At 70.7% G+C, this 15,719-nt stretch carries 11 protein-coding genes; all 11 read right to left on the bottom strand.

From position 1 onward, the window contains the following. Nucleotides 1–362: 362 nt before the first annotated feature. The 11 genes from LG388_RS03465 to LG388_RS03415 all read right to left on the bottom strand — a co-directional run bounded on the left by LG388_RS03465 (nucleotide 363) and on the right by LG388_RS03415 (nucleotide 15,612). Nucleotides 363–1,526: a BMP family ABC transporter substrate-binding protein gene (locus LG388_RS03465; protein WP_225781434.1), complete on the bottom strand. Its 1,164-nt coding sequence runs from the start codon at nucleotides 1,524–1,526 to the stop codon at nucleotides 363–365. A 50-nt stretch (nucleotides 1,527–1,576) separates the two neighbouring features. Continuing rightward, the gene (locus tag LG388_RS03460) at nucleotides 1,577–2,497 is read right to left on the bottom strand and encodes an ABC transporter permease (protein WP_225781433.1); all 921 of its coding nucleotides are present in this window, start codon (nucleotides 2,495–2,497) and stop codon (nucleotides 1,577–1,579) included. A gap of 85 nt (nucleotides 2,498–2,582) precedes the next feature. Continuing rightward, on the bottom strand, nucleotides 2,583–3,728 hold the full coding sequence (locus tag LG388_RS03455) for an ABC transporter permease (protein ID WP_225781432.1): 1,146 nt from the start codon (nucleotides 3,726–3,728) through the stop codon (nucleotides 2,583–2,585). Next, complete coding sequence (locus tag LG388_RS03450; protein WP_225781431.1) at nucleotides 3,715–5,271, bottom strand: ABC transporter ATP-binding protein; 1,557 nt, start codon at nucleotides 5,269–5,271, stop codon at nucleotides 3,715–3,717. Before LG388_RS03450 ends, LG388_RS03455 begins: the two co-directional genes overlap by 14 nt. A 318-nt stretch (nucleotides 5,272–5,589) precedes the next feature. Further along, nucleotides 5,590–6,891, bottom strand: a complete 1,302-nt coding sequence (locus tag LG388_RS03445) for an NCS2 family permease (RefSeq protein ID WP_225781430.1) — start codon at nucleotides 6,889–6,891, stop codon at nucleotides 5,590–5,592. 65 nt (nucleotides 6,892–6,956) lie between these two features. Then, on the bottom strand, nucleotides 6,957–7,919 hold the full coding sequence (locus LG388_RS03440) for a LysR family transcriptional regulator (protein WP_370630104.1): 963 nt from the start codon (nucleotides 7,917–7,919) through the stop codon (nucleotides 6,957–6,959). A gap of 43 nt (nucleotides 7,920–7,962) precedes the next feature. After that, complete coding sequence (xdhB, locus tag LG388_RS03435; RefSeq protein ID WP_225781429.1) at nucleotides 7,963–10,470, bottom strand: xanthine dehydrogenase molybdopterin binding subunit; 2,508 nt, start codon at nucleotides 10,468–10,470, stop codon at nucleotides 7,963–7,965. 21 nt (nucleotides 10,471–10,491) lie between these two features. Further along, entirely contained in the window at nucleotides 10,492–12,120 is a 1,629-nt protein-coding gene (gene xdhA / locus LG388_RS03430) for a xanthine dehydrogenase small subunit (RefSeq protein WP_225781428.1), read from the bottom strand. Nucleotides 12,121–12,352: 232 nt separating this feature from the next. Further along, on the bottom strand, nucleotides 12,353–12,850 hold the full coding sequence (locus LG388_RS03425) for a low molecular weight protein-tyrosine-phosphatase (protein ID WP_225781427.1): 498 nt from the start codon (nucleotides 12,848–12,850) through the stop codon (nucleotides 12,353–12,355). After that, a complete protein-coding gene (locus LG388_RS03420) occupies nucleotides 12,847–14,184 on the bottom strand; it encodes a glycerate kinase (RefSeq protein WP_225781426.1) in 1,338 nt (445 codons plus the stop codon). Before LG388_RS03420 ends, LG388_RS03425 begins: the two co-directional genes overlap by 4 nt. 222 nt (nucleotides 14,185–14,406) lie before the next feature. Further along, nucleotides 14,407–15,612, bottom strand: coding sequence for a urate hydroxylase PuuD (locus tag LG388_RS03415; protein WP_225781425.1), 1,206 nt, complete (start codon nucleotides 15,610–15,612; stop codon nucleotides 14,407–14,409). Between the last annotated feature and the right edge of the window lie 107 nt (nucleotides 15,613–15,719).

Raw genomic sequence — 15,719 nt, 5'->3', positions numbered from 1 at the left:
GCCAGTCGCGCCAGCGCGGCTTCGCAGGTCTGCTCCAGGCCAGATCGGCGGCGGCCACGGTGATGCCCGCACCACCCGCCCGGCCCAGCGCGGGCCAGTTCAGTTGCAGGCCGTCGTCGACCAGGCGCCAGGCGGCGCGCTGCTCGGCGCTCGCGTCGAGCAGGTTGTGGCGCCGCAGGCCGCCGCGCACGGTGCGGCCACCGGCCAGATGCAGTTCGAGGTCGGTGTCGGTGAAAGACACCGCGCGGATGCGCAAACGATCCAGGTCCATGCGCCGATCATGCCTGGCGCTCGGCCGGCAACAGGCTGGCGCCATGGAAAAAGGCCGCTTGCGCGGCCTTTTCAGCGATGCAGGGCAACGATCAGTTCTTGCCCGGCACCTTGCCTTCCACGCCCTTGACGTAGAAGTTCACGCCCGACAGGAACTTGTCGTCGGCCACGGCGCCGGCGGCCAGGATCTCCTTGCCGTCCTGGCCGACCAGCGGGCCCTTCCAGATGTGGTAGGTACCGGCCTTCAGGCCGGCCTTCACCTCTTCCACCTTGGCCTTGATGTCGGCCGGCACGTCTTCGGCGATGGAGACGATGTCGATCGCGCCTTCCTTCACGCCCCACCAGGTCTGGCCCGTGGTCCAGGTGCCGTCCAGGGCTTCCTTGGTGGCCTTGATGTAGTACGGGCCCCAGTTGATGATGGCCGAACCCAGGTGGGCCTTGGGGCCGTAGGCGGTCATGTCGCTGTCCCAGCCGAAGGCGCGCGCGCCGCGCTCCTGGGCGGTCTTGAGCACGGCCGGCGAATCGGTGTTCTGGAACAGCACGTCGGCGCCGCCGTTGAGCAGCGCGGTGGCGGCTTCGGTTTCCTTGGGCGGGCTGAACCATTCGTTGACCCACACCACGTTGGTCGTGATCTTGGGGTTCACCGACTGCGCGCCCAGCGTGAAGCTGTTGATGTTGCGCAGCACTTCGGGGATCGGCACCGAGCCGACCACGCCCAGCTTGTTGGACTTGGTCATCGCACCCGCGATGATGCCGGCCATGTACGCGCCTTCGTAGGTGCGGCTGTCGTAGGTGCGCATGTTCTCGGCCGTCTTGTAGCCGGTGGCATGCTCGAACTTGATGTCCTTGTGGTCGCCGGCCACTTTCAGCATGGGCTCCATGTAGCCGAAGGTGGTGCCGAAGATCAGCTTCTTGCCCTGGCTGGCGAAGTCGCGGAACACGCGCTCGGCGTCGGCGGACTCGGGCACGCTTTCCACGAAGGTGGTCTTGATCTTGTCGCCGAACTCGGCCTCCAGCGCCTTGCGGCCGTTGTCGTGCGCGAAGGTCCAGCCGCCGTCGCCCACCGGGCCGACGTAGGCGAAGGCGATTTCCAGCGGGGCGGCCGCGGGTGCCGGCGCGGCGGCCGTGGGCGCCGGGGCCGGCGCGGCGGCGGGCGCGGCCACCTCTTCCTTCTTGCCGCAGCCGATCAGGGCGGCAGAGGCTACCGCGGTCAGGGCGGCGAGCTTGAGCAGGGAGCGCTTGTTCAATTCGGTCATCGGCGAATTCCTTGAAGGACGGTGAAGGTGGGCAGAAAAAACGACCGCAATTATGAGCCGGGGTAGAACGGCTTCCCGATGGACGCCGGCATGTTGACGCGAATGAAGGCCGGATTGCGCGAAATGAGCGCGAGCACCACGATCGTGGCCAGATAGGGCATCATGGCCAGCACCTGGCTGGGCACGTGCACGCCCACGCTCTGCAGGTGGAAGGCCAGTTGCGTGACGCCGCCGAACAGGTAGGCGCCCAGCAGCACGCGCGCCGGCCGCCAGGTGGCGAAGGTGGTCAGCGCCAGCGCGATCCAGCCGCGGCCGGCGACCATGTTCTCCACCCACAGGCCGGTGTAGCTCACCGACAGGAAGGCGCCGGCCACGCCGCACAGCGCGCCGCCGGCCACCACGGCCAGCAGGCGGATGCGCCGCACCGGGTAGCCCAGCGCATGGGCCGACTCGGGCGATTCGCCCACCGAGCGCAGCACCAGGCCGGTGCGCGTGCGGTAGAGGAACCAGATCAGCCCCACGGTGAGCGCCATGGCGCCATACACGAGCGGGTGGTGGCGGAACAGCGCCACGCCCAGCCAGGGGATGTCGCCCAACACCGGCAGCGCATAGCTGAAGCCGCCGGGCACCTTGGCCTGCACGTAATTGATGCCCACGAACGCCGAGAAGCCGACGCCGAACAGCGACAGCGCGAGCCCGGTCGCGTACTGGTTGGTGTTGAGCCAGATCACCAGCACGCCGAAGAGTGCCGCCAGCACCGCGCCCGCCACGGCCCCGGCCAGGAAGCCGAGCCAGGGGTTGTGCGTGTGCACGTAGGCCGCAAAGCCCGCGATGGCGGCGCACAGCATCATGCCCTCGGCCCCCAGGTTCACGATGCCGGCCTTCTCGTTGATCAGCAGGCCCAGCGCGGCAATGGCCAGCACGGTGCCGGCGCTGAGCATGGAAGCCAGCAAGAGCGCGTATTGATCCATGTCAGTGCCGCCCGGCCGCCCGAAGGCATTGACGCGCCCCCTTGGGGGGCAGCGATACGCGAAGCGATGAGCGAGGGGGTTTCATTTATGCGGCTCCCTGGCCGGTGCTGCCGGCCACGTCGGGGGTGGAGGTTTGCAGGGCCGCGCGCGAAGCTGGCGCCGCCGCCTGCGCGCGCGCCGCCTGGCGCCGCACGCGGTAGGCCACCAGCGTGTCGCAGGCCAGCAGCGAGAACAGCAGCAGGCCCTGGAACACGGCCGTGAGCGACTTGGGCAGGCCCAGGCGCGACTGCGCGAGTTCGCCGCCGATGTAGAACATGCTCATGAGCAGGGCCGAGAACACCATGCCCACCGGATGCAGGCGGCCCACGAAGGCCACGATGATGGCCGCGAAGCCGTAGCCGGCCGGCACGTAGGGCGTGAGCTGGCCGATGGGGCCGGCCACTTCCAGCGCACCGGCCAGGCCGGCCGCGCCGCCCGAGACCAGCAGCGCCGTCCACAGCGCGCGCCGGGCCGAGAAGCCCGCATAGCGCGCCGCGGCCGGTGCCAAGCCGCCCACCTGCTGCGCGAAGCCCGCGCGCGTGCGGAACAGGAAGACCCACAGCGCCGCCACGCCTACCAGCGCGATGAGCGCGCCGATCGTGACGCGCGAGCCCTTCATCAGCCGCGGGATCTGCGTCACGGCCTCGAAGGTCTTGCTCTGCGGGAAGTTGTAGCCCATCGGGTCCTTGAGCGGCCCGGTGACCAGGTAGACCAGCGTGAGCGTGGCCACGTAGACCAGCATCAGGCTCACCAGAATCTCGTTGGCGTTGCACACATCGCGCAGCCAGGCCACGAGGCCCGCCCACACCATGCCGCCCAGCACGCCGGCCATCAGGATCACGGGCACGATCCACGGCCCGGTGCTCTTGTCGGCCAGCAGCGCCACGCTGCCCGCCGCGATGGCGCCGACCACGAACTGCCCTTCGGCGCCGATGTTCCACACGTTGGAGCGGAAGCACACGGCCAGCCCCAGCGCGATGATGAGCAGCGGCGTGGCCTTGACCAGCAGTTCGCCAATCGCATAGCCGCTCTTGATCGGCTCCCAGAAGAAGACCTGCAGGCCGCGCACCGGGTCCTTGCCCAGCGCGGCGAACAGGATCACGCCGATCACCACCGTGATCAGCAGCGCCAGGAGGGGCGAGGCGTAGCTCCAGAAACGCGAGAGCTGGGGACGGGGTTCAAGCCGCAGCATGGGCGACCTCCAGGTGCGGCGTGCCGGCCGCCGCGCCGGCCTCCGAGCCGGGCCACAGCCCGCTCATCCATTCGCCGATCAAGGGCACCGTGGCATCTGCACGGGCGATGGAAGGCGACAGGCGGCCCTTGGCCAGCACATGCAGCCGGTCGCTGATCTCGAACAGTTCGTCCAGCTCCTCGCTCACGACCAGCACCGCGCACCCGGCGTCGCGCAGCGCGAGGATCTCGGCGCGGATCAGCGCCGCCGCGCCCACGTCCACGCCCCAGGTCGGCTGCGCGACGATGAAGAGCTTGGGCTTGGCGTCGATCTCGCGCCCGACGATGAACTTCTGCAGGTTGCCGCCCGACAGCGACTTGGCCGCGGCCATCGGCCCGCCGGCCTTGACCTTGAAGCGCTCGATGATGGCAGCCGCCTGCCTTTCGAGCGCGCCCATGCGCAGCCAGCCGCCGCGGCCCACCGCGTCGTCGCGCGTGAGCAGCAGGTTGTGCGCCAGGCCCAGCGTGGGCACGGCCCCGCGGCCCAGCCGCTCTTCGGGCACGAAGTGCAGGCCCAGCCGGCGCCGCGCGCGCGGTCGCAGCCGGCCCGCGGGCTGGTCGAAGATGCGGATGCTGGTGGCCGCGGCCCGCACGTCTTCGCCCGACAGGGCCAGCATCAGCTCCTTCTGGCCATTGCCCGACACGCCGGCAATGCCCACCACCTCGCCGGCCTGCACATTCAGCGCCAGGTCCTCCAGGTCGACCCCGAACTGGTCTTCGCGCGTCAGCGACAGGCCCTGCACCTGCAGCGCCACGGCACCCAGCCGCTGCGGCCGGTGCGTGAGCGGCGGCGGCTCGGCGCCGATCATCAGGCGCGACAGCGATTCATTGCTCTCCTGGCGCGGGTCGCACACGCCCGTCACCTTGCCGCCGCGCAGCACGGTGCAGGCCGAGCACAGGGCGCGGATCTCGTGCAGCTTGTGGCTGATGTAGAGGATGGAGCAGCCTTCGGCCACCAGCTTGCGCAGCACGACGAAGAGCTTGTCCACCGCCTGCGGCGTGAGCACCGAGGTGGGTTCGTCCAGGATCAGCAGCTTGGGGTCGGTCAGCAGCGCACGGATGATCTCCACGCGCTGCATCTCGCCCACCGACAGCGTGTGCACGGGCCGCGCGGGGTCGATGGGCAGGCCGTATTCCTCCGCCTTGACCGTGATGCGGCGTGTCACTTCGGCCAGGGAGAGGCTCTTTTCCAGGCCCAGCCACACGTTCTCGGCCACCGTGAGGGTGTCGAACAGGCTGAAATGCTGGAACACCATCGCGATGCCCAGTGCCCGCGCCTCCTGCGGGTTGCGGATGGTCACGGCGCGGCCATCGACCTGCACGCTGCCTTCATCGGGCTTGACCGAGCCGTAGATGATCTTCATCAGCGTGGACTTGCCGGCGCCGTTCTCGCCGAGCACGGCATGGGCCTCGCCGGGCTGCACCGCCAGCGACACGCCGCTGTTGGCCACCACGGAGGGGTAGCGCTTGGTGATGCCCGTGAGCTGGAGTCGGGGGTGTGACATGAATGGTGGCCTTCGGTCGTCGCTCTGGTTCTGGTTGATTTCTGGGGCGGCATTCTCGCCGCCCTCCCTCATGTGAAACACCAAGCAATCACCGGGCCAGTTCCCCTCGCTGCCGGGGAGCGCAGCGAAGCCCTCAGGGCACCCGCGGAACGGGCTCTGCCCGGCCGCTGGGGAGGTCTTGCAGACCGCGCGAGGCCAGTGGCCTCGCCCTTCGCCAGTCACGGAAGGTCCACTGGACCTTCCCTGTACGGGCTCAGCCCCCCTCCCGCCGAAGGCGAGAGAGGGGGGAGCCGCGAAGCGGCCTGGGGGGTGCCTCTTTCAGTGCCCGCCGATGTAGATGAACTTGAACAGGAACAGGCCGCCGATGAACCACACCATCCAGTGCACCTCCTTGGCCTTGCCGGTCAGCAGCTTGAGCACTGCGTAGGTGATGAAGCCGAAGGCCAGGCCGTTGGCGATCGAATAGGTGAAGGGCATGGTCAGCGCCGTCACGGCGGCCGGGATCACTTCGGTCGTGTCGTCCCAGTCCAGCTCGGTCAGGTCGCGCAGCATCAGGCAGGCCACGAAGAGCAGCGCCGGCGCCGTCGCATAGGCCGGCACCACGCCGGCCAGCGGCGCGATGAACAGGCAGGCCAGGAACAGCACGGCCACGGTGATGGCCGTCAGGCCCGTGCGGCCGCCGGCCTGCACGCCCGCCGCGCTTTCCACGTAGGCCGTGGTGCTCGAGGTGCCCAGCAGCGCACCCGCGAAGATGGCGCCCGAATCGGCCATCAGCGACTTGTTGAGCCGGTCCATCTTGCCCGGCACCAGCAGCCCCGCGCGCTTGGCCACGCCCATCAGCGTGCCGGTGGCGTCGAAGAGTTCGACCAGGAAGAAGACCAGGATCACGCTCAAGAGGCCCCGCGACAGGGCGGTCTGGATGTCCAGTTGCAGGAAGGTGGGCGCGATGGACGGCGGCGCCGAGAACACGCCGCGGAATTCGTTGCCCGCGAAGAAGAAGGAAGCCACCGTGACGGCCACGATGCCGATCAGGATCGCGCCCGGCACCTTGAGCTTGTCCAGCACCACGATCAGCACGAAGCCCAGCACGGCCAGCACCACGGGTGGCGTGTGCAGGTCGCCCAGGGTGACGTAGGTGGCGGGCGAGGCGGCGACGATGCCCGCGCTCTTGAGCGCGATCAGCGCCAGGAAAAGCCCGATGCCCACCGTGATCGCATAGCGCAGCGAATGCGGAATGCCGCGGATGATGAGCCCGCGCAGCCCGAACACCGTGACCAGCAGGAACAGGCAGCCGGAGACGAACACGGCGCCCAGCGCGGCCTGCCAGGTGAAGCCCATCTGCAGCACCACCACGTAGGCGAAGTAGGCGTTCAGCCCCATGCCCGGCGCCAGCGCGATCGGGTAGTTGGCGTACAGGCCCATGATGGTGGTGCCCAGCGCCGCGATCAGGCAGGTGGCGACGAAGACAGCGTCCTTCGGCATCCCCGCGTCGCCCAGAATCGAGGGGTTGACGAAGATGATGTAGGCCATCGTCAGGAAGGTGGTGAGCCCGGCCACCAGTTCGGTGCGCACCGTGGTGCCGTGTTCCTGCAGCTTGAACACGCGTTCGGTCCAGTTCATGGGTTTGTCTCTCTCTGCTGTTGTTGTCGGGAAGGGAAAGTCAAGGCCGGCGCGGGGGGCGGGCCTCAGCCCGGGCTCGGTGGCTCGCGCGGCGGCGGCCGCAGCGAGGCGGCCACGTCCTTGGTGCGCGCGCGCAGCCACTGCGCCGCGCTGGAGGCATGGCTGCGCGCATGCCACAGCTGGTAGTACATGAGCCGCGGCAGCTCCACCGGGCAGTCCAGGATCATCAGCGGCAGGTGCTGCGCCACGCGCTCGCAGTACTGGCGGCCGGTGGTCAGCACCAGCAGGCTGGAGGCGACCATGCCCGGGATCAGGCCGAAATGCGCGCAGCGCGCCGTCACGTTGCGCTGCAGACCCTGCGCATCGAGCATCTGTTCGATCACGCCGCGCGCGCCCGGGTGCGTGGGCATGGGCGCGATGTGCTCGGACGCCAGCCAGGTGGGCACGTCCCAGCCGCGGCGCACGGCGGGGTGGTCGCGGCTGACCAGCGAAACCACCTCGTCGCCGAACAGGCGCGCCATGTGCAGGTCGCCCGGCGGCTGCAGCCAGTTGCCAATCACCAGGTCGACCTGGCCCTGCGCCAGGTGCGCGTGGTAGTCCGATTCCGCCGACAGCGGGTGGATCTCGATGCGCGACAGCGGCGCCTGCCGCTTGATCTCGGCCACCAGCGTGGGCAGGAAGAGCGGGTCCAGGTAGTCGCTGGCGGCGATGCGGAAGGTGTGCTCGGCGGTCTGTGGGTCGAAGCCGCGCGCGTCGGTGAACAGCATCTGCGCCGCGCGCAGGATGCTGGCCGCCGGCTCGACCATGGCCAGCGCCACCTCGGTGGGGACCATGCCGGCGCCCGATCGCACCAGCAGCGCATCGCCCGTGAGCGTGCGCAGGCGCTTGAGCGCGGCCGACACCGCCGGCTGGTGCGTGCCCAGGCGGATGGCCGCGCGCGAGACGCTGCGCTCGGTGAGCACGGTGTGCAGCACGCGGATGAGGTGCAGGTCGATGCGCTCCAGCGGCGCCGGCCCGCGCGACGGCAGCCGCGCCGCCCCCTCGGCCCTGGGCGGCTGCGCCCCCACCGGATCAGGCACCGCGCGCCCCCGCGCCCTGCCCGGCCACGCCGGCCTGCACCGCGTTGAGCGCGCGCAGGATGGATTCGCTGGTCGCCGGCGCCGACAGCGGCGGATCGACGCGGTGCCCGCCCGCCGCCGATACGGCATCGCGGATCGCGAAGAAGACCGAGAAAGGCAGCAGCAGCGGCGGCTCGCCCACGGCCTTGCTGCGGTGGATGGAATCCTCGACGTTCTCGCCTTCGTACAGCCGCACGTGGAAGACCGGCGGGCAGTCGTTGGCCGTCGGGATCTTGTAGGTGCTGGGCGCGTGCGTCATGAGCTTGCCGCTTTGCGGGTGCCACACCAGCTCCTCGGTCGTGAGCCAGCCCATGCCCTGGATGAAGGCGCCCTCCACCTGGCCGATGTCCACCGCCGGATTCAGCGAGCGGCCCACGTCATGCAGCACGTCGGCGCGCAGCAGCTTCCATTCGCCGGTCAGGGTGTCGATGACCACCTCGCTCACGGCGGCGCCATAGGCGAAGTAGTAGAAGGGCCGGCCGGTCATGGTCTCGCGGTCCCACGACAGGCCCGGCGTGGCGTAGAAACCGTCGGACCACAGCTGCACGCGGTCCAGGTAGGCCTCGCCCACCACCACGTCGAAGCCCAGTTCGCGGCCGTTGACGAACACCTTGTCGTTGGCGAAGCGCACCTGGTCGGCCGTGCCGCCATGGCGCGCGGCCGCGCAGGCGGCCAGCCGCTCCTTGATCTGACGGGCGGCGTCCTGCGCGGCCTTGCCGTTGAGGTCGGCGCCCGTGGACGCCGCGGTGGCCGAGGTGTTGGCCACCTTGGTGGTGTCGGTGGCCGTCACGCGCACGCGGTCGAAGGCCACGCCCAGTTCGTGCGCCACCACCTGCGCCACCTTGGTGTTCAGGCCCTGCCCCATCTCCGTGCCGCCGTGGTTCACGAGGATGGAGCCGTCGGTGTACACGTGCACCAGCGCACCCGCCTGGTTGAAATGCTTGACGTTGAAGCTGATGCCGAACTTGACCGGCGTGAGCGCGATGCCGCGCTTGAGCACCGGGCTGCCGGCGTTGAAGGCCGCCACGGCTTCGCGGCGCGCGCGGTAGCCGCTGCTGGCGGCCAGCTGCTCGACCAGCGGCGCGGCGATGTTGTCCTGCACGGTCTGCAGGTAGGGCGTGACGTTGCGCGTGTCCACGCCGTAGAAGTTGGCCGTGCGCACGTCCAGCGCGTCCAGCCCGCGCTCGCGCGCGATGCTGTCCATGATGTTCTCGATGGCGATCGCACCCTGCGGGCCTCCGAAGCCGCGGAAGGCCGTGTTGCTCTGCGTGTTCGTGCGGCCGGAGTAGCCGTGCATGGCCACCTCGGGCAGCCAGTAGGCGTTGTCGAAGTGGCACAGCGCGCGCGTCATCACCGGCCCCGACAGGTCGGCCGAGTGGCCGGCGCGCGAGATCATGTCGATCTTCGCGCCCAGCACGCGGCCGGCGTCGTCGTAGCCGACTTCGTAGTCGTAGCTGAAGCAGTGGCGCCGGCCCGTGATCATGAAGTCGTCGTCGCGGTCCAGCCGCAGCTTGACGGGCCGGTTCAGCCGCCGCGCGGCGATAGCGGCCACGCAGGCGAAGAGCGCCGACTGAGATTCCTTGCCGCCGAAGCCGCCGCCCATGCGCCGACATTCGACCTGCACCGCGTGCGAACGCACGCCCAGCGCATGCGCCACCAGGTGTTGCATCTCGCTGGGGTGCTGCGTGGAGCAATGCACCTGCATGCCGCCGCCTTCGCGCGGGATGGCGTAGCTGATCTGCCCTTCCAGGTAGAACTGCTCCTGGCCGCCGACTTCGAAACGGCCCTTGAGCCGGTGCGGCGCGGCCGCGATCGCCGCCTCCACGGCCGGCTCGGCCGCAGGCCCGTGCGTGCCGGTGCCGGCACTGCGCACCAGGTGCATGGGCGGCACCACGTACTGGCCCTTGGCATGCGCCTCGCGCTGCGTGAGCACCGGCGTGCCGGCTTCGATGCGCACGAACTCCTTCGCGCGGGCGGCGGCGCGGCGCGCGGCCTGCCGGGTGCGCGCGATCACGGCGAACAGCGGCTGGCCCAGGAAGCGGATCTCGCCGCCTGCCGATCCGTCGGCCTGGGGGCCGACGGGGCACAGCAACGGATCGTCATGGACGATGGAGCCGCAATCGTTGGCGCCCGGCACGTCGCCGGCCACGAGGACGTCCACGACTTCGGGCAGCGCGCGCAGCGCCGCCACGTCCACCGCCAGCAGGCGGCCGGCGGCGGCGGGCGAGAGGCCCAGCGCCGCATGCAGCGTGCCGGCCAGCTCGGGCAGGTCGTCGATGTACGGCGCGGCCCCGGCCACGTGCAGCGCGGCCGATTCATGCGCACGGCTGATGCCCACGCGCGCGCCGCCCGCATGGGCCTGCGCTTCGGCGGCATCATTCACGCGGCGCGCCTGGTTCTCGCGGTAGCCGGCGAAGGGCTGTTCGGGCTGCAGCAGCGTCGGGGACAGGGGCTTGTTCATGGGGCGCTCCTTCAGGCGGCTTCAGAGGGCTTCGTGCGGCATCACGCTGAACACGCTGGTGCGCTGTGCATCCAGGGCGTCGGCGGGGCGCGTTTCCAGCCAGAAACGCTGCAGCAGGTTCTGCGCCACCTGCAGGCGGTAGGCGGCCGAGGCGCGCATGTCGCTCAGGGGCTTGAAGTCCTGCGCCAGCGCCTGCTGGGCGGCACGCACGGTGGCCTCGGTCCAGGGCTTTCCCCGCACGGCGGCTTCGGCCTGCGCCGCGCGCTTCACGATCGCGGCCATGCCGCCGTAGGCCAGGCGCACGCTCGTCACGGTGTCGCCGTCCAGTTCGATGGCCAGGCCCGCGCACAGGGCCGAAATGTCGCAGTCGAAGCGCTTGCTGATCTTGTAGCCGCGCACCTGGCGCGCGAAGGCCGCCCGCGGCACCAGCAGGGCCTGCACGAACTCGCCGGGCTGCAGCGCGTTCTTCATGTAGTCCAGGTAGAACTCGGTCAGCGGCAGGCGGCGCACGGCGCGGCCGCGGCGCAGTTCGATCTGCGCGTCCAGCGCCATCAGGATCGGGGGCGAATCGCCGATGGGCGAGCCATTGGCCACGTTGCCGCCCATGGTGCCCGCGTTGCGGATCGGCGGCGAGGCGAAACGCAGCCACACGTCGGTGAGGCTGGGCGCGCGCCGCACCAGGGCGCGCCAGGCGTCCTCGAGCGAAGCGCCGGCGCCGATGCGCAGGAACTCGCCTGCGTCCTCGATGCGGCGCAGTTCGGCCACCTCGCCCACGTGGATCAGGTCGCCCACGTCGCGGAACTGCTTGGTGACCCACAGGCCGATGTCGGTGGAGCCGGCCAGCAGACGCGCCTGCGGGTGCTGCTCGCGCAGCGCGGCCAGCTCGTCGAGGGTGGTCGGGGCCCAGAAGCGGTCGGTGCGCGCCGCGGCCCCGGTGCCGCGTGTGCTGGCCGCGTAGCCGAAGGTGCCGGTCTGGCGCAGGCCCTGCAGCGCGGCGATCACCGGCCGCGTGTCCAGACGCGCGGCCGGCAGGTCGAACATGCGCTGGCCCGCGTCGAGGATGGGACGGTAGCCCGTGCAGCGGCACAGGTTGCCCGACAGGTCGTCGGCCAGCTGCTGGCGCGTGGGCTGCGTGCCGGCCGCCTGGTGCCGCTCGTAGGTGGACCACAGCGACATGGCGAAGCCCGGCGTGCAAAAGCCGCATTGCGAGCCGTGGCACTCCACCAGCGCCTGCTGCACCGGGTGCAGCGCGGGCGCGGCGGCCGCGTCGCCCGCACGGCAGGCCCCGGCGCACGCCGGTGCCGGGGCGGCGTTCGCCAGCGGCTGCAGGTCCTCGACCGTGAACAGTGCCTTGCCCTGCAGCGTGGGCAGGAACTGGATGCAGGCATTGACCGTCTGCAGCGACAGGCCGGGCGCCGCGCCCTCGCCGTCCAGCGTGCCGATCACCACGGTGCAGGCCCCGCAGTCGCCTTCGTTGCAGCCTTCCTTGGTGCCGGCGCAGCGCGCGTCTTCGCGCAGCCAGTCCAGCACGGAACGCGTGGGATGCACGTCGCGCACTTCGACCACCTGGCCACGGTGGAAGAAGCGCACCGGTTGCGAGGCCGTCGGTTCGGCGTCGGGGCGGGACTGGGAAGAAACGGGGCTCGTCATGTTCTGCGGGGCTCGTGGGTGACGCCGGCGGCCTCGCGGGCCGGCCGGCCATTCAGCGATGGTCCAGGCTTTGGCCGGGCCCGGCATACCGCCGCCGTCATAGTGCCTATGCAGGCCCGGGTATGGATGCCCCGGGTTTTCCCGGGAAACCGGCGTTCGCGCCTGCCAGGCCCTGGCGTCGAGCAATTGTTGCGCCAGCCGCGGCCCCCGCGCATGCGCAACCGCTGCGTGCTCAGCGGCCAGTGCCGCGCAGCTGCGCCAGCAGGCCCTGCACGCCCCCCTCGATCAGGTCGAAGGCCTGCACGAAGGCGCGCGCGTCGCCGTACCAGGGGTCGGGCACGTCCTGGCCTTCGCGGCCGGGCACCAGGTCGAGCAGCAAGGCGATGCGCGCCGCATGGCCCGCGGGTGCGAGCCGGTGCAAGGCGGCCTCGTGCGCGCGCGTCATGCCGAGGACCCAGTCGAACTGGCCGAAGTCCGCTCGCGTCACCTGCCTCGCGCAGTGGGCATGCAGGGGCACGCCGCGCCGTCGCAGCTCCGCCGCCGCGCGCGTGTCGAAGGGATTGCCGCGCTCCTCGTCGGAGATGGCGGCGCTGTCCACCTGCACCGCCAGGCCGGCTTCGGCCGCGCGGTGCACCAGCAGCGCATGCGCGGTCGGAGAACGGCAAATATTCCCCGTGCAGATGAACAGGACGCGCGGCACCGGGCCGCTGCCCGCACTCGCTGCAGTCACAGGATCAGCAACGCCCGGAAGTCGTTGACGTTGGTATGCGTGGGGCCCGTGACCACCAGATCACCGAGGGCCTCGAAGTAGCCGTAGGCGTCGTTGCGGTCCAGGTGGTCGGCGAGCTTGCGGCCGGCCGCCTCGGCGCGTGCCAGCGTGTCGGGCGCGACGCGCGCGCCCGCGTTGTCCTCCACGCCGTCGATGCCGTCGGTGTCGGCGGCCAGCGCCCACACGTTGGGCTGGCCCGCCAGCGCACCGGCCAGGCCCAGGCAGAACTCGCCCGCGCGGCCGCCCCGCCCCTTGGGCGAGCCCACGGGACGCGGGCGCACCGTGACGGTGGTTTCGCCGCCCGAGAGGATCACGCAGGGCCGCGCGAAGGGCTGGCCGCGCTGCGCCACGGCCCGCGCCAGCGCGCCATGCACCTTGCCCACCTCGCGCGACTCGCCCTCGATCTCGTCGCTGAGGATGTGCGGTGTGACGCCCGCCGCGCGGGCCGCTTCGGCCGCCGCCTCCAGCGACTGCTGCGGCGTGGCGATCAGCCGCACCTCATGGCCCCGGAACACGGCATCGCCCGGCTTGGGCGTCTCAAGTGCGCCGCTTTGCAGCCGCGCGCGCACGGCGGCCGGCACCTCGATGCGGTAGCGCTCCAGGATGGCCAGCGCGTCGGCGCAGGTGGTGGCGTCGGGCACCGTGGGGCCGCTGGCGATCACGGCCGGGTCGTCGCCGGGCACGTCGCTGATCGTGAGCGTGAACACTTTCGCCGGCGCGCAGGCGGCGGCCAGCCGGCCGCCCTTGATGCGCGAGAGGTGCTTGCGCACGCAGTTCATCTCGCCGATGTGTGCGCCCGATTCGAGCAGTTGCCTGTTGATGCGCTGCTTGTCCTCCAGCGTCAGGCCCTCGGCGGGCAAGGTGAGAAGCGCCGAGCCGCCGCCCGAGACCAGGCACAGCACCAGGTCGTCGGCCGTCAGGCCTTCGGTCAGCGCGAGCATGCGCTCGGCGGCGCGCAGGCCGGCCGCGTCGGGCACGGGATGGGCGGCCTCCACCACCTCGATGCGCATGGGCAGGCCTTCGGGCCGCGGCGGCACATGGCCGTAGCGCGTGACCACCAGCCCTTCGAGCGGCGCACCGGCCGGCCACAGCGCCTCGAGCGCCTGGGCCATGGCGCCGCCGGCCTTGCCGGCGCCCAGCACCAGGGTGCGGCCCGGGGGCGGCGGCGGCAGGTGCGCCCCCATGTTGGCCAGCGGCAGCGCGCGCTGCACCGCGACGCGGTAGAGGTGTTCGAGGAAGGCTTGGGGGGCGGTGCGCGGATCGGGCGCGGAGGAAGGCAGCGAGGATGCGGTCATTTGGGAAAAGTCTCCACCGGCTATTGTGGCTGCGACCGCGCGGGGTCCGGCCTTGCGCCGGCGTTCGTGGCAGGCCGCCGGCGCGTCGTGGCGCCACGGCGCCCTCGGCGGCATGGCCGTGGCGGCTCCAGCCCCCCGCGCGCGGCGGACCGGCTGCGCGGTCCCGGTCGCTCGCCGTGCTGCGCGCGCCGCGCGCCGCGCGCCGGCGGGAAGGACGCGCGCCTACTGCGTCTTCGCGCCTTCCTTGAACCAGCGCGCAATCAGGGCCCGCTCGTCCTCGGTCATCTGCGTGGCATTGCCCAGCGGCATGACCTTCGTCGTGACCTGCTGGTAGATGCCCTGCGCATGGCGGGCTACCTGCTCGGGCTGGTCCACGCGCACGCTCTTTTGCTGCACGGCTTCGCCATGGCACATGTAGCAGCGCTGCTCCAGCACTTTCTTCACGTCGGCGAAGGCCACCGGCGGGACGGCGGCGGCGCCCGCGGCCGGCGCCGCCACAGGGGCGGGCTTCATCCACAGGATGGTGAGGCCCAGCACCGCGACGCCGATCAGCGCATAGCCGATGGGGTTGCGCACTTGGCCCAGCTTCCAGCGGTGGCGCAACACGAAGAACTGGCGGATGCCGGCGCCGGCCAGCATGATCAGCAGCAGCACGATCCAGTTGTGCTCGTGCATGTAGGTGAAGCTGTAGTGGTTGCTCAGCATCGCGAACAGCACCGGCAGCGTGAAGTAGGTGTTGTGCACGCTGCGCTGCTTGCCGCGGATGCCGTGCACCGGGTCGACCGGCCGGCCCTCGCGCAGCGCCTTCACGTTCTTGCGCTGGCCCGGGATGATCCAGAAGAACACGTTGGCGCTCATGGCCGTGGCCATCATCGCGCCCACCAGCAGGAAGGCCGCACGGCCCGCGAACCACTGGCAGGCCAGCCAGGCGGCGAAGGCCACCGTCAGCGCGACCAGCACGCCGACGATGGTGTCGCCGTTCTTGCGGCGCCCGAAGACCTGGCAGATGCCGTCGTACACCATCCAGAACACGACGAAGAAGGCCAGGGCCACCGCGATCGCGGCGCCGGGCTGCCAGTCCATCTTGCTCTTGTCGATCAGGTAGCTGCTGGCGTTCCAGAGGTACGAGACCGTGAACAGCGCGAAGCCCGAGAGCCAGGTGGAGTAGCTTTCCCAGTAGGACCAGTGCAGGTGCTCGGGCAGCTTCTTGGGCGAGAGCAGGTATTTCTGGCTGTTGTAGAAGCCGCCGCCGTGCACGGCCCAGAGCTCACCGCCCACGCCCTTGTCGAGCGACTCCTGGTCCTGGGGTTTCTCCAGGCTGGAGTCCAGCATCACGAAGTAGAAGGAGGCGCCGATCCATGCGATGGCGGTGATGACGTGCACCCAGCGCAGCAGCAGGTTGGCCCAGTCGAGAAGGTAGCTGTCCATGGTCAGACCAAGGTTCATGGGGCCTGCTCACCACCGCGGGCGCTGTAAGCAGAATCGGCCGCGAACGCCAGCGTCGTGGGGACGCCTATCGCTCCGCTGCGGCATTT

The organism is Xenophilus sp. Marseille-Q4582 (assembly GCF_916700565.1).
Taxonomy (GTDB): domain Bacteria; phylum Pseudomonadota; class Gammaproteobacteria; order Burkholderiales; family Burkholderiaceae_C; genus Xenophilus.
The sequence above is the reverse complement of the archived record's forward strand: the minus strand, read 5'-3'. Positions and strand labels throughout refer to the sequence as shown.